Below are 22,912 nucleotides of genomic sequence, written 5' to 3'. Positions count from 1 at the left end.
CGAGGAAGGGCAAAGATGAGCACTCTGCACAAGGTCAAGGCGTACTTCGGCATGGTTCCGCTGGACGCGTACGACGACCGCTATATCGACGAGGCGACTCCCGAGCCCCGGGGCCGCCGCAGCCTCGACGACGAGTTCGGCGCCGACTACCGCGGTGAGCGCGGCTACGCCTACGACGGCCGCCGCGCCGAGGAGTACGACTCCTACGACGCCGGCTACGGCCGCGAGTCCTACGACGACGGCTACTACCGCGACGGCGGCTACGAGGGTCGCTACCGCGAGCCCGCCCGCGCCGAGGCCCCGCGCCTGCCGCGCCTGGAGCCGCTGCGGGACGCCTCGCGTTCCGTCGCCCCCTCGACCCGTGGCGCCCTCGCCATGGACACCCGCGCCGATGTGCTGAGCCAGGAGAACCCGATGTCGCGCATCACCACGCTGCGTCCCACCTCGTACGAGGAGGCGCGCACGATCGGTGAGCGGTTCCGCGAGGGCATCCCGGTGATCATGGACCTGACCGCGATGGACAACGCCGATGCCAAGCGCCTCGTCGACTTCGCCGCCGGCCTGACCTTCGCGCTGCACGGCTCCTTCGACCGGATCACCACCAAGGTTTTCATGCTGGCCACCTCCGATGTCGACGTGACCGCCGAGGATCGCGCGCGGATCGCGGAGACCGGCTTCTACAACCGCTGACGGATTCGGGCAGACTGTATTCGTGCAAGCTATCTGGCTGACCCTGTACGCCCTGCTGGGCGTCTACACCTTCCTTCTGATCGTCCGCTTGGTGATCGAAGTGGTGAAGTCGTTCGCGCGGGACTGGAACCCGACCGGCATCGTCGCGGTGCTGCTCGAGGCGATCTTCTCCGTGACGGATCCGCCGCTGAAACTGCTGCGCAAGTTCATACCGCCGCTGAAGCTCGGTCAGATCCAATTGGACCTGTCGTACCTGGTGTTGTTCATCCTGCTCGCCGTCCTGCGATACCTGATTCAGCTTGCAGCTGCATCGTCATCGTGAATGACCTGGCCCTACGTCCCCGGAATTCAGTCATTTCCTCGCCGAATTCCGGGTGATGAGGAACAAACGGGTCTGGTGTGACAGGATGTGCACCAGTTACAGTGTTGGCCCAAGTGACTTGGGATCTGTCGAGCAGCCGATTTGAGGGGAAACGACCTATGAAGCTGACACCCGCCGATGTGCGCAACGTTGCGTTCAGTAAGCCGCCGATTGGCAAGCGCGGCTACAACGAGGACGAGGTGGATCAGTTCCTCGATCTGGTCGAGACCGAGCTGGCTCGGCTGACCGAGGAGAACAACGACCTGCAGCAGCGCAACGCCGAGCTCGAGCGCGAGCTGGCCGATGCGCGTGCCGGTGGCGGCCAGCCGTCGGCCGGCAGCACCGTCGCGTTCGCATCGCCGAACGCTCCCGCCGTCCAGGAAGCGGCGCCCGCGAACGACGAGGAGGCCAACCTCCGCGCCGCCCGCGTGCTCGCCCTGGCGCAGGACACCGCTGATCGTCTGACCAACAACTCGCGCTCCGAGGCCGAGAAGCTCGTCTCGGACGCGCGTTCGCAGTCCGAGGCGATGGTCACCGACGCCCGGCAGAAGTCGGAGTCGATGGTCTCCGACGCCCGCCAGCGGTCGGATGCGCTGCTCGCGGATGCGCAGACCCGCTCGGAGAACCAGCTGCGCCAGGCGCAGGAGCGTTCGGATGCCCTGCAGGCCGAGGCCGAGCAGAAGCACACCGACATCATGACCACCATCAACCAGCAGCGCACGGTGCTGGAGGGTCGGATCGAGCAGCTCAAGACCTACGAGCGCGAGTACCGCACCCGCCTCAAGACCTACCTCGAGGGCCAGCTGGAGGAGCTGCAGTCGCTGCGCTCCGCTGCGCCGGTCGACCACGCTCAGGGCCGCGGTGGCGATTTCAACGATCCGGGCAACAGCTCGGGCGGCAACCCCTCGTTCAAGTAGTCGCACCGACCCGAGGGGCGATAACGGATGCTGTTAGCCGCGCTGGGGGCGACGATCGTCGGGTTCGTCCTGCTGATCGTCGCCCTGGTCACGGCCAATCTCTGGCTCGCCATCGCGTGTGTGGTCGTCTCGGTCATCGGCGTCGTCCTGCTGCTCGTCGACGTCCTGACCTACCGCCGCGCCGATCGCGATAAGAACGTCGCGAAGAAGCTCGGCGACGAGGACGAGCCCGGGTGGTCGCCGGGCGACGAGCCGAAGGACGATTCCGCCGGGGAGCCGGACGATCGGCCCTCCGGTCTCGCCGCGAAACCCGCCGTCGAACCGCAGGGCGGGCTCATCGGCGGCGAGAGCGATGCCGAGATCACCCAGCACGTCCCCCGGATCACCGACGGTGATGCCGACGCCGTCCGCGAGGCGGGCACCGTCGGCCACGAGGAGTTCGGGCATCACGACGACGCTCCGGCCACCGACGCCGACGACACCGCGACCGGACAGTTCGCCGTCGGAGGCGGTGCCGCGGACCAGTGGTCGCACGAATCGGCCGCCGACACCGACGACGATTCCACCCGCGGCCTGTTCGCGCCCGGCCGCTACGACCCCGACATGACCGATCAGATCCCCCAGATCGAGGATGAGCGGGCGTGGGGCGCCGAGTGGGAGCCGCCGGAAGAACCCGGCAAGAAGTAGCGTTATCCTGATAGTGCGTTGATCCGGCCATCACCGGGGAGCATCCGGAAGAACGGGCGCACGCCCCAGTAGAACCGGACGGGCGGGCCCGTCACAGCCCACGTGAAGTGGCGCCGCCCCGAGACATCGGGAGGGCGCAAGCGGGGTGGTACCGCGGTTGCCGACCACAGGTCGGCGTCGTCCCCGTGCTGGTAGTACACGGCACGAGGAGCCTGCAGTGAGCAACAGCCGCCCGTATCCCCAGGTCGACATGACGGTCGACGATGGCGCCCCCGCCCGATCCGGCGCACCGTCGTTCCCCGATCTCGAGGAGCGCGTGCTCGCCTACTGGGCGGCGAACGACACCTTCCGCAAGAGCATCGCCAACCGCGAGAACGACGAGGAATTCGTCTTCTACGACGGTCCGCCCTTCGCCAACGGCCTGCCGCACTACGGCCACCTGCTCACCGGCTACGTCAAGGACCTCGTCCCGCGCTACCAGACCATGCGCGGCAAGAAGGTGGACCGCCGCTTCGGCTGGGACACCCACGGCCTGCCCGCCGAGCTCGAGGCCGAGCGCCAGCTGGGGATCAAGGACAAGTCCGAGATCGAGACCATGGGCGTGGAGAAGTTCAACGACTACTGCCGCACCTCGGTGCTGCGGTACACGGAGGAGTGGCGCCAGTACGTCACCCGCCAGGCCCGCTGGGTGGACTTCGACAACGACTACAAGACGCTCGACCTGGACTTCATGGAGTCCGTCATGTGGGCGTTCAAGACGTTGCACGACAAGGGCCTGATCTACCAGGGCTACCGCGTGCTGCCGTACTCCTGGTACGAGCAGACTCCGCTCTCCAACCAGGAGAGCAAGCTGGACGACGCCTACAAGATGCGCCAGGACCCGGCGGTCACCGTCGGCATGCCCTTGCGCACCAAGGGCACCTCGCTGGAGGCGCTCGACGGTGTCGAGGCCCTGATCTGGACCACCACGCCCTGGACGCTGCCGTCGAACCTCGCCATCGCCGTGCATCCGGACCTGGACTACGTGCACGTGACGGCTCAGGAAGGCTCTGCTTTCGAAGGGCACGACTACCTGCTGGCCGAGGCCCGGCTGGGCCACTACGCCCGCGAGCTGGGGGAGACGCCGGAGGTCAAGGGGAGCTACAAGGGGCGCGAGCTGGAGTTCGCCGCCTACGAGCCGCCCTTCGACTTCTTCGCCGGCCACCCCAAGGCGCACGTCACGCTGCTCGCCGACTACGTGACCACCGACTCCGGTACCGGCGTGGTGCACCTCGCGCCCGCCTTCGGCGAGGAGGACATGGAGCTGGCCACCGGCAAGTACGGCATCGAGGTCGTGCAGCCGCTGGACCCGGGCGGCAAGTTCACCGCCGCCGTGCCGCCGTACGAGGGCCTGCAGGTTTTCGAGGCGAACCCGGTGATCAGCAAGGACCTCAAGGCCAAGGGCCGGCTGCTGCGCCACGAGACCATCGAGCACAGCTACCCGCACTCCTGGCGCTCCGGGCAGCCGCTGATCTACATGGCCGTGCCCTCGTGGTTCGTCGAGGTCACCAAGATCATCCCGCGCATGCTGGAGCTGAACCAGGACATCACCTGGAACCCCGCCCACATCCGCGACGGCCAGTTCGGCAAGTGGGTGGAGGGCGCCCGCGACTGGAACATCAGCCGCAACCGCTACTGGGGTGCGCCCATCCCGGTGTGGGTGTCCGACGATCCGCAGTACCCGCGGGTCGACGTCTACGGTTCGCTGGACGAGCTGGAGCGCGACTTCGGCGTGCGCCCGACCAACCTGCACCGCCCGTACATCGACGAGCTGACCCGGCCGAACCCCGACGACCCGAGCGGGAACTCGACCATGCGCCGCGTCCCCGAGGTCCTGGACTGCTGGTTCGAGTCCGGCTCGATGCCCTTCGCGCAGGTGCACTACCCGTTCGAGAACCAGGAGTGGTTCGACAGTCACTTCCCTGGCGACTTCATCGTCGAGTACAACGGGCAGACCAAGGGCTGGTTCTACAACCTGCACGTGCTGGCGACGGCCCTGTTCGACAGCGCCGCCTTCCGCACGGTCGCGGCGCACGGCATCGTGCTCGGCCACGACGGCCTCAAGATGTCCAAGTCCAAGCGGAACTACCCGGACGTCAACGAGGTCTTCAACCGCGACGGCTCCGACGCCATGCGCTGGTTCCTCATGGCCTCGCCCATCCTGCGCGGCGGCAACCTGGTGGTCACCGAGCAGGGCATCCGCGACGGCGTGCGGCAGACGCTGCTGCCGCTGTGGAACGCCTACTCGTTCCTGCAGCTGTACGCGGAGAAGCCGGCCACCTGGCGCACCGATTCGCAGGACGTGCTGGACCGGTACATCCTCGCCAAGCTGGCGCAGACCCGCGACGCCATGACCGAGGCGCTCGACACCTGCAACATCGCCGACGCCTGCGAGGAACTGCGGCTGTTCGTGGACGCGCTCACCAACTGGTACGTGCGTCGCTCGCGGGCACGGTTCTGGGACGGCTCGGACGACGGTGCCTTCGACACCCTGTACACGGTGCTGGAGACCACGTGCCGGCTCGCGGCGCCGCTGCTCCCCATGGCCACCGAGGCCATGTGGCGCGGTCTCACGGGCGGCGAGTCGGTGCACCTGACCGACTGGCCGTCGGCGTCCGAGCTGCCCGCCGATCCCGCCCTCGTCGCGGCGATGGACGAGGTCCGGGACGTGTGCTCGGTCGCCTCCTCGGTGCGCAAGGCGAACAAGCTGCGCGTGCGGCTGCCGCTGCACTCGCTCACCGTCGCCGGCCGCGACGCCGAGAAGCTGGCCCCGTTCGCGTCGATCATCGCCGACGAGGTGAACGTGCGGGACGTGCAGATCTCCAGTGATGCCGATGCTTTCGGCAAGGTCGAGATCGCGGTGAACGCACGCGCCGCCGGGCCGCGTCTGGGCAAGGACGTGCAGACGGTGATCAAGGCGGTGAAGTCGGGCGACTACACCGTGTCCGACGGGGTGGTGACTGCGGCCGGGATCGAGCTCCAGGACGGCGAGTACACGCGCAAGCTCGTGGCCGCCGCGCCCGATTCGACCGCCGAGCTGCCCGACGGCGCAGGCCTCGTGGTGCTCGACCTCACGGTCGACGCCGAGCTGGAGGCCGAGGGCTGGGCCAAGGACCGCATCCGCGAGCTGCAGGAGGCGCGCCGCGCCGCCGGGCTCGACGTGAGTGATCGCATCGCGCTCGTGCTCGACGTGCCCGAGGAGCATCTGGCCGCCGCGCAGGCGCACCGCGAGCTGATTGCGGGCGAGGTGCTCGCGACGTCGCTCGAGTTCGGTCCGGTGACCGACGGAGTGGATCTGGGCGATGGCGTCCGGGGCCGACTCACCAAGGCCTGACGCCGGAGCGTCCTCGGACAGCAGCGCCCGCTGGGTGCTGCACTTCGATATGGACGCCTTCTTCGCGTCCTGTGAGCAGCTGACCCGCCCCACCCTGCGCGGCCGCCCCGTGCTGGTGGGCGGGATCGGCGGCCGCGGTGTGGTGGCGGGATGCTCCTACGAGGCGCGTGTTTTCGGCGCGCGGTCGGCGATGCCGATGCATCAGGCGCGGCGGCTGGTGGGGGCGAGCGCGGTGGTGCTGCCGCCGCGCGGAGCCCTGTACGGGGTGGTGAGCCGCCGCGTCTTCGCGACGGTGCGCGAGCTGATCCCGGTGGTCGAGACGCTGTCCTTCGACGAGGCCTTCGGCGAACCGGCCGAGCTGGTGGGGGCCTCGTCGACCGAGGTGGTGGCCTTCGCGGAGGAGCTGCGGGCGCGGATCCGTGGCGCGACGGGGCTGGTGGCATCGGTCGGCGCGGGCGCGGGCAAACAGGCCGCCAAGATCGCCTCCGGCCTCGCCAAGCCCGACGGGGTTTCGGTGATTCCGCCCGCCGCGCAGGAGGCGATGCTGTATCCGTTGCCCGTGCGCAAGCTGTGGGGCATCGGCCCGGTGGCGGGGGAGCGGCTGTCGCGCTTGGGGATTGAGACCATCGGCCAGTTCGCCGCGATGAGCGAGGTGGAGGTGGTCTCGGTGCTGGGTGCCACGCTGGGACCGGCGTTGCACCGGTTGGCGCGGGGCGAGGACAACCGCCCGATCGAGACGCGGACCGAGGCGAAGTCGATCAGCGCGGAGCACACGCTGGAGGTGGACGTGACCACGATGGCGGCGTTGCGTCGCGAGATCGACCGGAGCGCCGAGCATGCGGTGCGCCGGCTGCGCCGCGATGGACGCGGGGCGCGCACGGTGGTGCTGAAACTGAAGCGGTCCGATATGTCGATCCTGACGCGGTCCGCCACGCTGCCCTCGGCCACGACCGATGCGGCCGTGTTGACCGCCACCGCGCAGCGCCTCGCGCTCGATCCCGTGGAGATCGGCGGTCTGCGCCTGGTAGGGGTGGGCTTCTCCGGGCTGAGCAGCATCGAGCAGTTCACCCTGTTCGGCGACGAGCCGGCCGCAGCGGGGGAGGCCGACGAAGCCGCTGCGGAGGCGGCCGAGGTGCTCGACGGTGCCGCGGTTCCGGCGGCCGTCGTGGGCTGGCGCACCGGTATGGATGTGCGGCACCCCGAGTTCGGGCACGGCTGGGTGCAGGGGGCGGGGCACGGCGTGCTCAGCGTCCGCTTCGAGACCCGTGGTTCCGGACCCGGCCGCATGCGCAGCTTCCGTGCCGACGATCCCGATCTCCGCGAGGCCGATCCTCTCGACTCGTTGGACTGGTCCGCCGAACACCTGCACGTCGACGAGGACGACTGATCGGCACCCGCGCTCAGGCCGCGACCGCGGATTGAGCGGGCTCGCCGAGTCGCCAGGCATTGTCGGCATCGTGTTCGGCGAGAAGGGCTTCGAGCACGGGCGGGCCGTGCGGGCCGTCGAGCATCGCGGCGATGTCGTCGTGGATCGTGCCGACGAAGTGGAGGTGCTGCACGCGGAGATCTTCCCGCCGCCACACGTTCTGATACCGCTCGCGGCTGCGGCGCCAGTGCGCGAGGGCCTGCCGGAAAAGCTCCTCGGGACGGTGCGTGTGGTTCACGCGGTGTTGCTGGGACGGATCGGTGGTGCGCCGCCAGCCGGTCCGTCCCGCGAACTCACCGCCGGGCACGGTGATCGTCTCCCATCCGCGCGGGAAATCGGCGGTATCCGGTGTGACTTTCCCGTGGTGGGCGTCGCACGCGAGGGTCAGCGTGGTGATGTCGGTGGCGCCGCCGTCGGCCCATTCGTTGATGTGATGCACCTGGCAGCGTGTCGCGGGTGCGTCGCATCCCGGTGCGGTGCACCCCTGGTCCGATCCGTACAGCGCGATCCGCTGATCGGTGGAAGCCAGGCGCTTCTCGCGGCCCAGGAACAGCGGCCGGGAGGCGAGATCCAAGACCAGAACGTACTTCGGATTCGCGCCCATCATGCGCAGCGCATCGGCCACGGGCAGGCGGCCTCCGGTGGCGGTGGTCGCGATCCCGGTCGCGGATTCGAGCTGGTCGATCCCGAGCGTGATGATCGGTACGCAGGGAACGCCGCGGTGCTGCCCCAGCGCGCCCGATCCGATCGCGATGTTCAGGGCATGCACGAGCGCATCGTGATTGCGCTGCGACACATTGCGGTGATCACGCCTCGCGGCTGCACGCACCGCATCGGCGTCTCCGATGTCCACCGGATTCGCCGCATCCGCCGGGTTGTTCACTCCGGGGCGGCCGAACTTCGCGAAGACCGTGTCGAGCAGTGCCCGGCACTCCGGGGTCAGCGCGCCCTCGATCCCGGACATCAGATCGTCGTCCTGCCGCCCCAGATGGAAGCTGCGGGCGCGGGCGATCACCTCGTCCTTGGGCTCGGCACCGTCGGGATCGATGAGGTCGATGGCGTGCCTGCCCACCTTGGCGACGTCCTCCGGGGTGGTGTCCTGCGCGGCCGCAACCAGAATGCCCTCGAGGATCTCGGCGTTCTCCGGGGTCATGGTCTTCCGGCAGACGCGAACACCCGCTCGATCGCGAGCGCATGCCGCTCCGAGATCGTTCCGGCGCGCTGCGCATCCGAAACCAGTGCGTATCTCGGTTCGGGCGGAACGGATCTCGAGTGCTGGGGGACACGATCGCGTGCCCCGTGGATTCTGTTCCGTGCCTCTGGACCGGCCAGATGGAGCTGGTCGACGAGCAGTTCCTTCAATCCCGTGTAGCCCAGTTGCCCGGGCAGGTCCTGCTCCGCTCCGACCTGAGCGAGTAGGTGCTGGCTGTACGGCACCGTGCGCGCCGCCGCTTCGAGCCGGCCGAGCGCGCCCAGGACCGCTCGGGAGTCGAGCATCACCGGATCCGCCTGAGCCAGGCGGAATGCGGCCTGTTCGAAGAGGGTGAGCGCGTCGAGATATTCGGCTGCAGTGCAGGTCTCGTTCGACATGGCCCCTCCTCTCACTGACTCCAATCTACCGGCCGGTTCGAGAATCTGCCGCACAGTCGAATGTGCGTTCTATCGCGATGGAACTGATCTAGAGCAGGAGGCCTCGCAGGCGCTCGAGATCCGATCGCACTGTGCCGCAATCGCGGTCGAAGTCCGTATCGCTCGCACCGAGACGCCGCACGGTGAACAGCACCTCGGCCCCGTCGGGGTGCCGCAGTACCCGGAGCGGATTGTTGACCACCGTGCCGTCGGGGAGCGTCACGTCGTGGTCGAGTACGCCGTACTCGTTGTCGTTCGCGAACCGCACGCGCACCTCGCCCATCGGGGAGTCGGTGATGAGGTCGTCTCCGTCGTGCCGCACGCCCGTCGCGAGGCCCGCCGCCCACAGCGGCAGGTTCTCGGGATCCCGGGCGAAGGCGTACACCTCCAGCGCGGGACGCTCGATCACGATGCTGATGTGGCGCGACTGCTCGGGCATACCGGCCACGCTACCCACGGTGCTCGACCCCGCACGTCGGGATCGGGCGGACCGCGGTGGCGATCCGAAAGTGCCAATACCGTGTCCGTTATCGTGCATGCATGGCGAATCGCTTCGCGCAGCAGAACCAGGTCGTGCCCGAGATGTTGCGCTTCGGAACGCTGGTGCGGATCCTGCCGGAGGACCGTCTCCGCGCGGCGTCGATGCTCGTCTACCCCGGCTATCTCACCGCCGAGCACGCCGCCGGGGTGATGGAGGCCGCGGGGATGGAGCCGCAGGACGCGCGTGACATCGTGCAGACCGCACGGGAGAAGTATCAGGCCCATCTCGACAGGTCGGACGGTCCCGGCGATTGGGTGCGGTTCGACGCGGCCTGCGAGGCGATCGCGGCGCACGGCCTCGTCGTCCGGCAGAACTTCACCTGCTGCCGGACCTGCGCCGATGAGGAGATCGGCGACGAGCGCACCGGTGACGAGTGGGGTTACGTCTACTTCACCCAGCAGGACGCGGTCGAACTCGCCTACGGCAAGGCCGGCGTCTACCTCGGCTACGGATCCTTCGGTCCGTCACCGTCGATCGATCCCGATGAGCTCGAACGGTCCCGGGGCGACGCCCGGAAGATGTCCGCGTACTACGAGCGGACCTTCGACGACCTCGCCGCCGCGATCACCTCCGCGCTGGAAGCGCAGGGCCTGCGCTACGACTGGGACGGTGATACCGGCAATCGGATCAAGGTCATCGACATGGACTGGCGGCGACCGCTTCCCGAGGACGGTCCGGTGTTCGAGGGCGTTCCGCCACCCGAGACCGACGCCGCGAACGAGCCGGAGTCGGAGCCAGAACCGAAGCCGGAACCTGAGCCGGAACCGAAGCGGCCCCGTCGATTCGGTTTCCGGTTCTGACGGTCAGCGGCCGAGGTACGCCGCGATCCACCGGGGCCCGACGCCCGCGGCGAGCAGCGCCAGCAGCACGATCCGGGCCTGCCCCGGCCGCAACCGCCGCGACATGACGGCCCCGGCGGCCACGAGATCGGCTGCACCGCCGCCCCCGCCGTAGCCCGCGTCGACTTCGCCGGTGCACACGCGCGTCGACACCGCGACCACCACCCCTGCGGCGATCGCGCGCCGCACCGCATCGGCCAGCGCCACCGTCGTGTTGCCGCTTCCCGTGCCCACCAACACGATGCCGTCCGCGCCGGCCGCCACCGCGGCATCCACGAGCGCACCGTCGGCGCCCGGGTACGAGGCGACGATGTCCACCCGCACCCCGGCGACCGGCATCGGCTTGGTGAGGAGACGGTTCGGTGCGGTGCCCCCGAGCTCGGCCACGGGGAGGCCGCCCTCGAAGGGCTGCGGCGCCACGGTCGAGACCTTGGCCAGACCGCGGACCGTCTGCACGTGGCCCGCGAACGACAGCAGCACCCCGAGCCCGCGGTACTCCGGGGCGGCGGCCACGGTGATCGCCTCGGCCAGATTCGCCGGACCGTCGGCCTGCGGTGAGTCGGCGGCGTGCTGCGCCCCGGTGAAGACCACGGGCCGCGGATCGCCGTGCGAGAGGTCCACCAGCAGCGAGGTCTCCTCCATGGTGTCGGTGCCGTGCGTCACCACCACACCCGCCACGTCCGGCGATTCCAGCGCCTGCGCGACCGCCGCACGGATCGCGTCCAACTGATCGAGCGTGAGCGCCGACGAATCGACGGTCACCACATCGCGCACCGTCACCTCGACACCCGCCGGCGCGCCCGGCAGCGAGGACACCAGATCGGCCCCGGTATCGGCCGCCACTGCGGTCCCCGTGCCGTCGTCGCGACTCGCGATGGTGCCGCCTGCGGCGATCACGACCACTTCCACCATGGGAGCAGCTTCGCGGGTGCGCGGCTGCTGCGTCAAACTTCGCTCAGGTGTCGCAGGCCCCGTCGACGGCTCCGCGCCCCCTTGGCATAGTGGAGGCCGCCGGAACGAGCGGGCGGGAGAACGAGCAGGAGGTGGGAACGATGACGGGCTTGAGCCGTGCGCTGGCACCGACCGTGGCCCTCGCCGCCCTGCTGGCGGGCTGCGCGAGCCAGAACTCCGCGTCGCCTCCGAGCCCGATGGGGACCACGGCCACCGTCGCCGCCCAGGCGGAGAATCCGTCCACGAGTCCCGATCGGGCGCCGTCCGCCGCGCAGCTCGAAGCCATGCTCGAACGTGCCGTGGACCCGAGCGTGCCCTCCGCAGCGAAGGTCGATCTCGTCCAGGGGGCGACGCCCGCCGATGCGCCGCTGTTCGACGAGCTGGTCCGGCTGCGGCAGAACAACCCGCAGTTCACGTGGCACATCGGTAAGCCCGTGCTCGAGGAGTTCGGCGTGTCGAGGGCGCCGGTGTCCGGGCTCGTCGGCGGCGCCAACCAGACCGCGTACGCGACCTTCGTCTTCGAGGGCGGTTGGAAGCTGCAGCGCGATTACGCGTGCGACATCGTCGCCCAGTTGGGACGCAGCGCCCCGTCCTGCGGCTGAGCGGCTACCGCGCCGTCCAGCGGTACACCGAACCCGTCTTCTGGGTCAGCTTGCGCGCCGGATCGTCGCCCACCAGGGTGCGGCCGCCCTCCAGCTGGACCCCGCCGTCCACGGGGACGGCGAGCGCGGGGTCGAGGGTCGCCGATCCGTTGCCCGCGCTGGTGTAGCTCTCGATGGTGAGCGTGGTGTTGCTGCCGGGCACCCGGAACACCGAGCCGTCGGGTTCCTCGTCGATCACGGCGGTGACGGCCGGCCGCTCGACGGTGCCGCCGAGGCTCACCTTCATGGTCTGGGTCAGGTCGCTGTCGGCGCGGATCTTGCGGATCGCCGTCCAGGTCGCGCCCGCTCCCACCGGCTCGGCGGGCAGCGGGATCGCGCGCAGGAAGGTCTGCAGCAGCGCCTGCTCGAAGGCCGCCTGCGCCTCGGTGGCGATCCCCGGGGGCGCCGCGATCGTGAACGAGCGCACCTCGCCGCCCGGGGTGAGCTTCATCCGCGCGATCTGCCCGTCCTGTGGGGCCAGCGCCTTGGTCATCCCGGCGTCGGTGGAGGTGGGAGCGCCGAAGTACAGGGTGGACTCCAGCGGATCGGCGCAGCTCGGCTGGGCCACGATCGGCAGCGTCACATCGCGGTTACCGCCCGACGGCGGATCGTTCGCCACCATCGACACCTGCAAGGAGTTGGTGAACAGGGTCGATGCGGAGGTGCGGGTGGGGTTGACCGCCACGGTGCGCCGGTCGCCGGAGCCCGGCGCGTCGACGGTGACCGTGGCCTGCGGTACGTCGATGGTGGTCGCGTTCGCGGGAAGCGCGGGCGGATTCGCCGCACATCCCGCCGCGGCGGCCGGTGCCGCGTGCGACGCCGCTGCGGGCGGGGACGACGATGCCGGCGCGCCGCCCTCCGAGGATCCGCACGCCGCGGAACCCACCGCGACCGCTGTGAGTGCCGCCACCACTTGTAACCGCCTGCCATGCACACCGCCACCGTAGTGGATGATGGAAGTCATGGATTCGAGCCCAACCGAGAGACCGCGCTGGTACCGCGACCCGCGCGTCCTGCTCGCCGTCGTGGCGGTCACGGCGTGGCTGATCGACCTCGCCGCCAAGACCTACGCCGTGCGGAACATGGAATACGGCGAGCGGATCCACGTGCTCGGCCCGTTCAGCCTGATCTTCATCAAGAACCCGGGCGCGGCGTTCTCGATGGCCACGGGCTACACCTGGGTGCTCACGATCGTGGCGGTGTGCGTGGTCGCCTGGATCGTGCACATGGGCTCGAAGCTCACCTCGCTCCCGTGGGCAGTGGGCCTCGGGCTCGTGCTCGGCGGCGCGCTGGGCAACCTCACCGACCGCATCTTCCGTGCCCCGGGCGTGTTCCGGGGCCACGTCATCGACTTCTTCTCGGTGGGCGACTGGTTCCCGGTGTTCAACACCGCCGACTGCGCGATCACCACCGGAGCCGCGCTGCTGGTGGTGCTCACCCTGTTCGGTAAGGACCCGTACGAGGGCTTCGGCGAGAAGAAGGTCGCCACCACCAACGAGGAGTCCGCCGATGCGTGAATCACGCACCATGCCGGTGCCCGACGGCCTCGACGGCCTCCGCGTCGACGCGGGCGTCGCCCGCCTCCTCGGCCTCTCGCGCACCGTGGTCTCGGAGCTCGCGGCTGAGGGATCGGTGACCCTCGACGGTGCGGCGGTCGGCAAGTCCGACAAGCTGCGCGCCGGTGCCCTGCTCGATGTGACCCTGCCCGAGCCCGCGCGGCCGCTGGAGATCGTCGCCGAACCCGTGCCCGGGATGAACATCATCTACTCCGACGACGACATCGTGGTGGTGGACAAGCCCGTGGGGGTCGCCGCGCACGCCTCCGTCGGCTGGACCGGCCCGACAGTGATCGGCGGCCTGGCCGCCGCAGGCTTCCGTATCTCCACCTCGGGTGCGCCCGAGCGCCAGGGCATCGTGCACCGCCTCGACGTCGGGACCTCCGGCGTCATGGCCGTCGCCGTCTCCGAACACGCCTACACCGTGCTCAAGCGGGCGTTCAAGCAGCGCACCGTCGACAAGCGGTACCACGCGCTAGTGCAGGGGCACCCCGATCCGATGTCCGGCACCATCGACGCGCCGATCGGCCGGCACCGCAGCTCGGACTGGAAGTTCGCGGTCACCAAGGACGGTAAACCGTCGATCACGCACTACGACACGATCGAGGCCTTCCAGGCCGCCACGCTGTTGGACGTGCACCTGGAAACCGGTCGCACGCACCAGATCCGCGTGCACTTCGCGGCGCTGCATCACCCTTGTTGCGGCGATCAGACCTACGGCTGCGATCCGGTACTGGCCAAGCGGCTCGGCCTGGAGCGGCAGTGGCTGCACGCCCGCACCCTCGGCTTCACGCACCCCACCAAGGGGGAGTACGTGGAGTTCACCTCGCCCTACCCGGACGATCTGCAGCACGCCCTGGACGTCCTGCGCGACGCGTGATCCGCACCTGGGCGCCCGTCGCCGCGGTGCTCGCCGTGGCGCTCGGGCTCGCCTACTGGCTGGGTTCGGTGACGCCGCAGCCCGCCCCGCGGTTCAGCGACGACCGGCTGGGGCCCGACGCGGGCCAGCCGATCGAGAAGTACCTCGGAGTCGCCGCGCGGAGCCTCGCCGCGGCCCCCGCCGGTGAGCGGCGCTGGGCGCTGATCTCGCCCACAGCCGAGTGGTCGCCGGGCGAGGTGTGGCAGCGGTTCGGCGAGGCCCCCGGTCTGGACCGGATCGGCCGGGTGCTGGTGCGCGTGCCGATCCCCGGCGTCCAGACCCCGATGACGACGGTGCCGCCCGGCCAGAGCGCGGCGGGGCTGGCCGCCGTGAACGAACTCGCGTCCTACGCCGTTCCCTCGCTCGTTCTCCCGGGTGATCGCGGCGAGGCGATCGCGCGCGTGTCGGTGTCACGCCTACGTGCCGGTGTGCCCGCCGTGGTCGGCGTGGTGGTGCACGGCACCGGCGATGCCCTGCGCACCGCCGCGTCCGGACCGGGTGTCCGTGCGGTGCAGGTGCTGCCCGACGGCGGCGGCGTCTTCGCCGTGGCGCCCCTGCTCCCGTCGTTCACCGAGCGCGCCGAACCGGGCGCGGACGACGCTCCCGTGCCACCGGCCTGAGGCGCACGCTGAAGAAGCAAAGTATCAATTATATTGGATCAATGGTTCTCGATCAGCTGACTCGGAAGTGGGTATGCGCCGCTACGTTGGTGCTCATGGCCCTGTCGGCCACCGGGTGCGATCTGCTGTCGACTGAGACTTCGCTGGATGAGGATGCGGTGCGGAAGTATGTGAAGGATCAAACCGGAGCCTCGATGCCTCAGGGGGTAGCCGTGATTGAGGCGCGCGCCGGTAGCGCATCCATGGACCCGTACTTGAACGCCGTCTTCAAGGCCTCGTCCGCAGAGGTCGATGAGTTCGTCGCGCAACTCGGTGAACGTCGCGTGCGTGAGTTTCGTGCCGATTGCCGCGATCTCGCCGGACCGGTGACCTTCAGTGAGGTTCCGGGTTCAGAGCGGGTATTCGATCGAGGGCCGCGTGCGAGTACGTCTGGATATCAAGGGGGCCTGGAGAGCGACTACGGTCTCGCTGGGGCTGTCGAATCAGGAAAGCTGGAGCGATGTCGCGACGTCGTCACCGTTTTCGCGTGGCCTAAGAAGCCTCTGGTCGACATGGCGATCCAGGTGGGGGATAGCGGAGTGCGCAGGGTCGTTCTCCGTGTAACTGACCTCTGACCGTGCGTGCTCTGACGCGTGCAATCTCACGATGTGAGAATGATCTCCGCTGAAGCGCAGTGATTCCCCGCGATCGCGAACTAGCGTCGATGGCATGGGGACTCAACATCGAATGAGGAGATTCATCGCACTTGCGCCCGAGGCGATCTGGGGGACGATCGCCGACCTCGGGCGGTTGCCGCACTGGCAACCCTTCGTCGCATCGATCGTCGCACCGGAGAATGTCGCGGTCGGCGCCGAAGTCGACTGGGTGCCCGCGATGCCGGGCGACTGGGTGCACCGCAGGCTCGCGCCGCCCGCCCGCATCACCGTGCTCGACCCGCACCGCGCACTGGCCATCACCCAGGACCAGCCCGGCGCGTCCACCACGGTCCGCTGGGACCTCGCGCCCGCCCCCGGCGGCACCGAGGTCACGCAGACCGTCACCGTCAACGGCCCGTCCGCACCGCTCTACGACCGGCTCGTCGGACGACGGTTCGCCACCGGCGCCGACGCGAGTCTCGCCCGCTTGGCCGGTCTCGCTGGACCGCCGCGGGCGGCACGCCCACTCAACGTGGTGATCGCGGGCGGCACCGGCACCCTCGGACAGCGCATCGCCGCGGATCTCACCTGCCGCGGCCACGACGTCACCATCCTCACCCGCGCCCTCCGCGCCGACATCCCGTATCCCCAGGTCGCCTGGGACGGGCGCACCGTCGGATCGTGGTCGGCAGTGCTCGAACGCCCGGACACGGCGGTGATCAACCTCGCCGGAAAACTGGTCGACTGCCGGCCCACCGCGCAGAACATCGCCGCGCTCACGGCCAGCCGCGTGGACGCCACCCGAGCACTGGTCGAGGCCGCTGCCGACCGGCCGGTCGCCCGGTGGGTGCAGGCGAGCACCACCGCGATCTGGAGCGACGCGGGGGAGTCGCGGTGCACCGAGGAGACGCCGCTGCCCGACCCGGGGCTGCCCCAGATGACGGGCGTCGCCCGGCCCTGGGAGGAGGCCGTCGCGGGCGCGAACACCCAGCGGCTCAGCGTGATCCGCACGTCCATCGTGCTCGACACCGAATCGCCGGCGATGGCGAAGATGGTCGGGGTCACCCGGGCCCTCCTCGGCGGCAGCCTCGGTGACGGTAGGCAGTGGTTCAGCTGGATCCACATCGACGACTGGCTCGCGCTCGTACGCGCGGGGCTCGGCATCGAGGCCGGAGTGGACCTGCCCGACGGGGTGGTGGTGGCAGCTGCGCCGCACCCGGTGCGCAACGCCGACCTCATGCGCGCGCTGCGCCGCACCCTGCACCGGCCGCCCGCACCCGCGACGCCGGCGCCCGTGCTGGCCCTGGGTGCCCTGGCGATGCGCAGCGATCCCGCGCTCGGGCTCACGGGACGGCACGCCACCTCGACGGTGCTGCCCGCCGCCGGATTCGAATTCCGCCATCCGTCCATCGACGAGGCGCTGGCGGACCTGCTCGGCTGAATCGGCCGGCGCGAGCGATTCCGCAGGGCCGCAGCGCGAACCGGACATTCGGGGCGCCGGTTCGCGCTCGGCGTAATCCAGTTGTGAGTGCTCACTCATTTAGATACCCTCGGCATCGTGCCCGCCGCCGAAGACACCCGTCCCCGCGCGCCGCATCTGCCGCCCGACGAGCGGCGTGCGGCGCTGATCGCCGCCACTCGCGACGCCCTGCTCGAATACGGCACCGTGCCCACCACCAAGCAGATCGCGCAGCACGCCGGGGTGGCGGAGGGCACGATCTTCCGTGTCTTCGAGTCCAAGGACGCACTGCTCGACGCCGTGATGGCCGAGAGCTTCGCCCCCGACGACCTGCTCGACGCGATCGACGCCATCGACCCCACCCTTCCGCTGCGCGCACGGCTGTACCGGTTCACCGAGCTCATCCAGCAACGGTTCCAGCGCATCTTCGGGCTCATGGACGCGCTGGGACTCGTCTCGCCGCCGCACACCCGGACCGACGACGCGCGGCGCAAGGCCCGCGAGGGCGGTCCCGCCCTCCTGCGGCGCCTGCGTGGGGTGATCGGCGACGACGCCGATCAGCTGGCGGTCGATCCGGAAGAGGCCATCCACCTGCTCCGGTTGCTCACCTTCTCCGGCAGCCATCCGCACATCAGTGAGGGTGCCGTCCTCACCCCGCAGCGCATCGTCGACGTTCTCCTCGACGGAATCTCAGCCCGCCCAGCCCTCTCAGTCGACAGGACCGCCCCGTGACCCTCATCCGACTCATCGCCGGCCACCTACGGCCGTACAAACCGTGGTTGTGGGCCGTGGCCGCCTTCCAGCTCGTCAGCGTCATCGCCAACCTCGCACTGCCCTCGATCAATGCCAAGATCGTGGACCTCGGCGTCACTCCGGGAGACACCGGCTACATCTGGCGGATGGGCGGCATCATGCTGGCGGTCACCCTGCTCCAGGTGATCGCGGCCGCCGGAGCCACGTATTTCGGCGCCCGCACCTCGATGGCCTTCGGCCGGGACACCCGCGGGGCACTGTTCGACACCGTCGGCGGCTTCTCCGGCCGCGAGGTGTCGAAATTCGGTGCGGCGTCGCTGATCACCCGGACCACCAACGACGTCCAACAGGTGCAGCTGCTGGTCCTGATGACCCTGTCGATGATGATTCAGGCTCCGTTCATGGCCGTCGGCGGCGTCATCATGGCGGTGCGGGAGAACGCGCAACTGTCCTGGCTCATGGTGGTCGCGGTGCCGCTCCTGGTGGCGGTGCTCGGCGTGGTGATCGCGCAGATGATCCCCGGCTTCCGCCAGGTGCAGACCCGGCTCGACGCGGTGAATCGCGTGCTGCGCGAACAGCTCGCCGGTGTGCGCGTGATCCGCGCCTTCGTCCGCGAGCCCGTCGAGCGGGAGCGGTTCGAGAAGGCCAACGGCGAACTCACCGAGTCCAGCATCCGGGTGATGCGGCTCATGGCCGTGATGTTCCCCTGGGTGATGCTGGTGCTCAACCTGTCCACTGTGGCCGTGTGGTGGTTCGGCTCGCACCTCATCTCGGACGGGAGCGCCCAGATCGGCGAGGTCACCGCCTACATGCAGTACATGATGCAGATCCTCATGTCGGTCATGATGGCCACGTTCATGGTGATGATGGTGCCGCGCGCCTCCGTCGCCGCCGACCGCATCACCGAGGTCCTCGACACGGTCCCCACCGTCGCGCCGCCCGCGGACCCCGCTCCGCTGCAACGGATCACCGGCAACATCGAGCTCGATCGGGTCTCGCTGACCTACCCGGGCGCGCAGGAACCGGTGCTCCGCGAGATCGACCTCACCGCGGCGCCGGGGGAGACGATCGCGATCATCGGCTCCACCGGAGCGGGAAAGACCACGCTGATCAACCTGCTGGCCCGGCTCTTCGACGTGACCGGCGGTGCCGTCCGCTACGACGGGGTGAACATCACCGACATCCGGCCCGACGCCCTCTGGGGCCACATCGGTCTGGTGCCGCAGCGTCCGTACCTGTTCACGGGCACCGTCGCCACCAATCTGCGGTACGGCGACCCCGACGCCACCGACGAACAGCTGCACGAGGCGCTGGCGATCGCGCAGGCATCGGACTTCGTCGCCGAGATGGGCGGCCTCGACGCGCCCATCGCGCAGGGCGGCACCAACGTCTCCGGCGGACAACGGCAACGGCTCGCCATCGCCCGCGCGCTGGTCGCCAAGCCCGCGGTGTACCTGTTCGACGACAGCTTCTCCGCGCTCGACCTCGCGACCGATGCGAAGCTCCGAGCGGCGCTCGCGCCGCACACCCGTGAGTCCACCGTCTTCGTCGTGGCGCAACGCATCTCGACCATCGCCGGCGCCGACAAGATCGTCGTCCTCGACGACGGTGCGGTGGTCGGCCTCGGCACCCACGACGAACTCCTCGAAACCTGCCCGACCTATCAGGAGATAGCCGGCAGCCAAGCCACCGAATCGAGTGCAGCATGACCGGCCCCGGAAGCCGCGCGGCCACCGCAGGCGCCCCCGGCCAGAAGCCGATGACCTTCTGGCCCTCCCTCAAACGTCTCCTGAGCATGCTCGAATCCCAGCGGTCCGCCGTGGTCGCCGCCGTGCTGCTCGCCGTGGGTTCCGTGGTGGCGGCCGTCCTGGCGCCGAAGGTGATCGGCTCGGCCGTCGACGCGATCTACGACGGTTTCCTCGCGTCCCGCCAGGGCGGACCCGGTATCGATTTCGATCGAGTGGGCAGCATCCTGATCTGGGTGGTCGCGCTGTACGTCGGCAGCTCGCTGCTGCAGTACATCGAGGGCTACCTGCTCAACGGCGCGGTGCAGAAGGTGATGTACGAACTGCGTCGCGAGGTCGAGGAGAAGCTGAACCGGCTGCCGCTGAGCTACTTCGACAAGCAGCCCCGCGGCGAGCTGCTCTCCCGCGTCACCAACGACATCGACAACCTCGGCCAGTCGCTCACACAGGCGCTGGGGCAGCTCATCATCTCCGCCCTCACCGTGATCGGCGTGCTCGTGATGATGCTCGTCGTGTCCCCGGTGCTCACGCTGGTCGCGATCCTGGTGATCCCGCTCGTGGTGATCCTCACCGGCCAGATCATGAAGCGCAGCCAGAAGCACTTCGTGGGGCAGTGGCAGCACACCGGCGCGCTCAACGGCCAGGTGGAGGAGGCCTTCTCGGGTCACGATCTGGTGACGGTGTTCGGCCGCCGCGATGCGGTCAAGCAGCGCTTCGACGTCGAGAACGACGCGCTGATGACGGCGAGTTACAAGGCGCAGTTCCTGTCCGGGCTCGTGATGCCGATCTCGATGTTCGTCGGCAACCTGCAGTACGTCGCCATCTGTGTGGTCGGCGGCCTGCGTGTGGCCTCGGGCTCGATGTCACTCGGCGATGTGATCGCCTTCATCCAGTACTCGCGGCAGTTCACCCAGCCGCTCACCCAGATGGCGTCGATGGTCAACCTGCTCCAGTCGGGCGTCGCCTCGGCCGAGCGCGTCTTCAAGGTGCTCGACGCCGAGGACGAGGTGGCGGATCTGCCGGGCACCCTGCCCACGCCGACCCGCGGCCGGGTCGCCTTCGAGGACGTCGCCTTCGGGTACACACCCGACGAGCCGCTCATCGAGCACCTCGACCTGGTGGCCGAGCCGGGCCGCACCGTCGCCATCGTGGGCCACACCGGCGCAGGCAAGACCACCCTGGTCAACCTCATCCTCAGGTTCTACGAGCTCAGCGGCGGCCGGATCACCATCGACGGCACCGATATCGCGGAGGTGAGTCGCGCCGACCTGCGGCAGCGGATCGGCATGGTGCTGCAGGACACCTGGCTGTTCGAGGGCACCATCGCCGACAACATCCGTTACGGCCGCCTCGACGCCACCGACGAGGAGGTGCACGCCGCCGCGCGCGCCACCTTCGTCGACCGGTTCGTGCGCTCGCTGCCCGACGGCTACGACACCGTGCTCGACGACGAGTCGGGGAGCGTCTCCGCCGGTGAGCGGCAGCTGATCACGATCGCTCGTGCCTTCCTGGCGGAGCCCGCGATCCTCATCCTCGACGAGGCCACCAGCTCCGTGGACACGCGCACCGAGGTGCTGCTGCAGCAGGCCATGCACGCGCTGCGGGCCGATCGCACCAGCTTCGTGATCGCACACCGTCTCTCGACCATCCGCGACGCGGATGTGATCGTGGTCATGGACCACGGGCGGATCGCGGAGCAGGGCTCGCACGACGAGCTGCTGGCCGCGGGTGGTGCCTACGCGCGGCTGTACCGGGCGCAGTTCGAGGGGGTCGAGATCTGACCGCAGGTCGTTGCCAAGGAAGCGGCAAGGGTGCACGCTAGGCTTGGCCGCAGAGAAACGGACGATGTGGGGCAGAAGCGGCGACGATGAAGGATCAACTCGCACCCGGAACGGTGGTCGGCGGTTATCGGATCGAGCGACCGCTGGGTTCCGGCGGCATGGGATCCGTGTACCTCGCCAAGCACCCCGAGCTGCCGAGGCACGACGCTCTCAAGGTGCTCAGCTCCGGCTACGTGGGCGACGAGGGCTTCCGCAAGCGCTTCCTGCGGGAGGCGGAACTCGCAGCGCGGCTCGATCATCCGAGCATCGTCACCATCTACAACCGCGGTAGCCAGGGCGCGATGCTGTGGATCGCCATGCAGTACGTGCAGGGCGACGATTGCTCGGTCCTGCTCAAGCGCACGCCGGCCGGACTCGAACCGGCCACCGCCGTGCACATCGTCGGGCAGGTGGCGCGCGGCCTCGACCACGCGCACAAGGCCGGGTTGTTGCACCGCGACATCAAACCCGCCAACATCCTGGTCTCCACCGACGACGGGGACGACGGCGACGGGCAGCGCGTGCTGCTCACCGATTTCGGCGTCGCCAAGGGCGGTGACGAGGCCTCGCAGCTCACCGCCGTCGGCACGGTGCTCGCCACCCTCGCGTACGCCTCACCGGAGCAGCTGTGCGGCGAGGACCTCGACGCCCGGTCCGATCAGTACTCGCTCGCGGCCACCTTCTTCCACCTCGTCACCGGCAAGGTGCCGTACTCGGGTGCCAGCACGGACGCCGTGATCGACGCGCACTTCAACGCGCCGCCGCCGCGGATCTCGCAGATCCGCGACGGGGTGCCGCCCGCGGTCGACGCGGTGGTGGCGCGCGGCCTGGCGAAGACCCCGGCGGAGCGGTTCGCCACCTGCAAAGAATTCACCACGGCCTTGCGGTCCGCGATGGCGGCCCCGCAGAACCGGCGGATGCCGCCCGCCCGTCCGGCGCCCCGGCCGGGCTATGTGCCCGGTCCCGGCCACCCCTCGGGTCCGCAGCCGCCCGTCGCGAGCCGTCCGTCGTCCCCGGTTCCCAGGTCGGTGGCGCCCGGCATCCGCGGCCAGGCCAACCGCGCGGGCGTGCCCGCCGCGCGGCCCGCACCACCGCAGGCCGCGCCCCAGCCGATGCACCGGCCGGGCGTCCCGTCGGGGGGCGATGCCGCGCCCGTCCGCACCCGCGCCGCAGCGCGCCCCCGGCGCCGCAGGCCCGCCCCCGCGGCGCAGCGTCCGCCCGGGCCGAACGGCTCGGTGTCCCCGGGCGTCCTCGCACTGGTCGGCGTGGCCGTGCTCGCGTTGATGATCCTGGTGCTGATCATCGCCTTCGGCTGAGCCCGCGGGCCATCGGCGTGGCCCCTGGGGCGGG

The 22,912-nt window shown here is 69.7% G+C and carries 22 protein-coding genes; 17 read left to right on the top strand and 5 right to left on the bottom strand.

Going from position 1 to position 22,912, the window contains the following annotated elements:
- The first annotated feature begins 15 nt into the window (after window positions 1–15).
- The 6 genes from TTY48_RS01280 to TTY48_RS01255 all read left to right on the top strand — a co-directional run bounded on the left by TTY48_RS01280 (window position 16) and on the right by TTY48_RS01255 (window position 7,415).
- The gene (locus tag TTY48_RS01280) at window positions 16–690 is read left to right on the top strand and encodes a cell division protein SepF (protein ID WP_220655791.1); all 675 of its coding nucleotides are present in this window, start codon (window positions 16–18) and stop codon (window positions 688–690) included.
- A gap of 22 nt (window positions 691–712) precedes the next feature.
- Window positions 713–1,012, top strand: a complete 300-nt coding sequence (locus TTY48_RS01275; RefSeq protein ID WP_220655790.1) for a YggT family protein — start codon at window positions 713–715, stop codon at window positions 1,010–1,012.
- Window positions 1,013–1,170: 158 nt separating this feature from the next.
- On the top strand, window positions 1,171–1,968 hold the full coding sequence (locus TTY48_RS01270; RefSeq protein ID WP_220655789.1) for a DivIVA domain-containing protein: 798 nt from the start codon (window positions 1,171–1,173) through the stop codon (window positions 1,966–1,968).
- A 27-nt stretch (window positions 1,969–1,995) separates the two neighbouring features.
- Window positions 1,996–2,655, top strand: a complete 660-nt coding sequence (locus TTY48_RS01265; protein WP_220655788.1) for a hypothetical protein — start codon at window positions 1,996–1,998, stop codon at window positions 2,653–2,655.
- Between the two features lie 250 nt (window positions 2,656–2,905).
- Window positions 2,906–6,028 (top strand): isoleucine--tRNA ligase, encoded by a 3,123-nt coding sequence (gene ileS, locus TTY48_RS01260; protein ID WP_255585707.1) that lies wholly within the window; start codon window positions 2,906–2,908, stop codon window positions 6,026–6,028.
- Window positions 5,997–7,415 carry a DNA polymerase IV gene (locus TTY48_RS01255; protein ID WP_220655786.1) on the top strand — a complete coding sequence of 473 codons (1,419 nt, stop codon included), beginning with the start codon at window positions 5,997–5,999 and terminating at the stop codon, window positions 7,413–7,415. Before ileS ends, TTY48_RS01255 begins: the two co-directional genes overlap by 32 nt.
- Window positions 7,416–7,428: 13 nt before the next feature.
- Here the strand turns inward: TTY48_RS01255 and TTY48_RS01250 are convergent, their stop codons facing one another.
- The 3 genes from TTY48_RS01250 to TTY48_RS01245 all read right to left on the bottom strand — a co-directional run bounded on the left by TTY48_RS01250 (window position 7,429) and on the right by TTY48_RS01245 (window position 9,522).
- Window positions 7,429–8,607, bottom strand: coding sequence for an HNH endonuclease signature motif containing protein (locus tag TTY48_RS01250; RefSeq protein ID WP_255585453.1), 1,179 nt, complete (start codon window positions 8,605–8,607; stop codon window positions 7,429–7,431).
- Entirely contained in the window at window positions 8,604–9,044 is a 441-nt protein-coding gene (locus TTY48_RS21215; protein WP_255585452.1) for a DUF222 domain-containing protein, read from the bottom strand. The genes TTY48_RS01250 and TTY48_RS21215 overlap by 4 nt, the downstream gene beginning before the upstream one ends.
- A gap of 88 nt (window positions 9,045–9,132) precedes the next feature.
- Window positions 9,133–9,522: an SRPBCC family protein gene (locus TTY48_RS01245; RefSeq protein ID WP_220655785.1), complete on the bottom strand. Its 390-nt coding sequence runs from the start codon at window positions 9,520–9,522 to the stop codon at window positions 9,133–9,135.
- A gap of 101 nt (window positions 9,523–9,623) precedes the next feature.
- Between TTY48_RS01245 and TTY48_RS01240 the strand changes: the two genes are divergently transcribed.
- Window positions 9,624–10,424 (top strand): DUF6891 domain-containing protein, encoded by an 801-nt coding sequence (locus TTY48_RS01240; protein ID WP_220655784.1) that lies wholly within the window; start codon window positions 9,624–9,626, stop codon window positions 10,422–10,424.
- Window positions 10,425–10,427: 3 nt separating this feature from the next.
- Here TTY48_RS01240 and TTY48_RS01235 read toward each other — a convergent pair whose 3' ends face one another.
- Entirely contained in the window at window positions 10,428–11,375 is a 948-nt protein-coding gene (locus tag TTY48_RS01235; protein WP_220655783.1) for an asparaginase domain-containing protein, read from the bottom strand.
- Between the two features lie 140 nt (window positions 11,376–11,515).
- Here TTY48_RS01235 and TTY48_RS01230 point away from each other — a divergent pair, with 140 nt between their 5' ends.
- On the top strand, window positions 11,516–12,016 hold the full coding sequence (locus TTY48_RS01230; RefSeq protein WP_220655782.1) for a hypothetical protein: 501 nt from the start codon (window positions 11,516–11,518) through the stop codon (window positions 12,014–12,016).
- 4 nt (window positions 12,017–12,020) lie between these two features.
- Here the strand turns inward: TTY48_RS01230 and TTY48_RS01225 are convergent, their stop codons facing one another.
- Window positions 12,021–13,019, bottom strand: a complete 999-nt coding sequence (locus TTY48_RS01225; protein ID WP_220655781.1) for a hypothetical protein — start codon at window positions 13,017–13,019, stop codon at window positions 12,021–12,023.
- Here TTY48_RS01225 and lspA point away from each other — a divergent pair.
- From lspA to TTY48_RS01180, 9 genes are all read left to right on the top strand, one after another.
- Window positions 13,018–13,572 (top strand): signal peptidase II, encoded by a 555-nt coding sequence (gene lspA / locus TTY48_RS01220; protein ID WP_220655780.1) that lies wholly within the window; start codon window positions 13,018–13,020, stop codon window positions 13,570–13,572. The genes TTY48_RS01225 and lspA overlap by 2 nt on opposite strands.
- Window positions 13,565–14,491, top strand: a complete 927-nt coding sequence (locus tag TTY48_RS01215) for an RluA family pseudouridine synthase (protein WP_220655779.1) — start codon at window positions 13,565–13,567, stop codon at window positions 14,489–14,491. The genes lspA and TTY48_RS01215 overlap by 8 nt, the downstream gene beginning before the upstream one ends.
- Window positions 14,488–15,150 carry a hypothetical protein gene (locus tag TTY48_RS01210; protein ID WP_220655778.1) on the top strand — a complete coding sequence of 221 codons (663 nt, stop codon included), beginning with the start codon at window positions 14,488–14,490 and terminating at the stop codon, window positions 15,148–15,150. The genes TTY48_RS01215 and TTY48_RS01210 overlap by 4 nt, the downstream gene beginning before the upstream one ends.
- Before the next feature lie 95 nt (window positions 15,151–15,245).
- A complete protein-coding gene (locus tag TTY48_RS01205) occupies window positions 15,246–15,764 on the top strand; it encodes a hypothetical protein (RefSeq protein ID WP_220655777.1) in 519 nt (172 codons plus the stop codon).
- A gap of 112 nt (window positions 15,765–15,876) precedes the next feature.
- Window positions 15,877–17,226, top strand: a complete 1,350-nt coding sequence (locus TTY48_RS01200) for a DUF1731 domain-containing protein (protein ID WP_220655776.1) — start codon at window positions 15,877–15,879, stop codon at window positions 17,224–17,226.
- A 117-nt stretch (window positions 17,227–17,343) separates the two neighbouring features.
- The gene (locus tag TTY48_RS01195; protein ID WP_220655775.1) at window positions 17,344–17,976 is read left to right on the top strand and encodes a TetR/AcrR family transcriptional regulator; all 633 of its coding nucleotides are present in this window, start codon (window positions 17,344–17,346) and stop codon (window positions 17,974–17,976) included.
- A complete protein-coding gene (locus tag TTY48_RS01190; protein ID WP_220655774.1) occupies window positions 17,973–19,706 on the top strand; it encodes an ABC transporter ATP-binding protein in 1,734 nt (577 codons plus the stop codon). The genes TTY48_RS01195 and TTY48_RS01190 overlap by 4 nt, the downstream gene beginning before the upstream one ends.
- Window positions 19,703–21,523 carry an ABC transporter ATP-binding protein gene (locus TTY48_RS01185; protein WP_220655773.1) on the top strand — a complete coding sequence of 607 codons (1,821 nt, stop codon included), beginning with the start codon at window positions 19,703–19,705 and terminating at the stop codon, window positions 21,521–21,523. Before TTY48_RS01190 ends, TTY48_RS01185 begins: the two co-directional genes overlap by 4 nt.
- Window positions 21,524–21,609: 86 nt before the next feature.
- A complete protein-coding gene (locus tag TTY48_RS01180; RefSeq protein ID WP_220655772.1) occupies window positions 21,610–22,878 on the top strand; it encodes a serine/threonine-protein kinase in 1,269 nt (422 codons plus the stop codon).
- Window positions 22,879–22,912 lie beyond the last annotated feature (34 nt).

Origin of the sequence: Tsukamurella sp. TY48 (assembly GCF_019656655.1) — a bacterium.
Lineage (GTDB): Bacteria > Actinomycetota > Actinomycetes > Mycobacteriales > Mycobacteriaceae > Tsukamurella > Tsukamurella strandjordii.
Note: the sequence above shows the minus strand (reverse complement) of the source record. Positions and strands in the feature narration are given on the sequence as shown.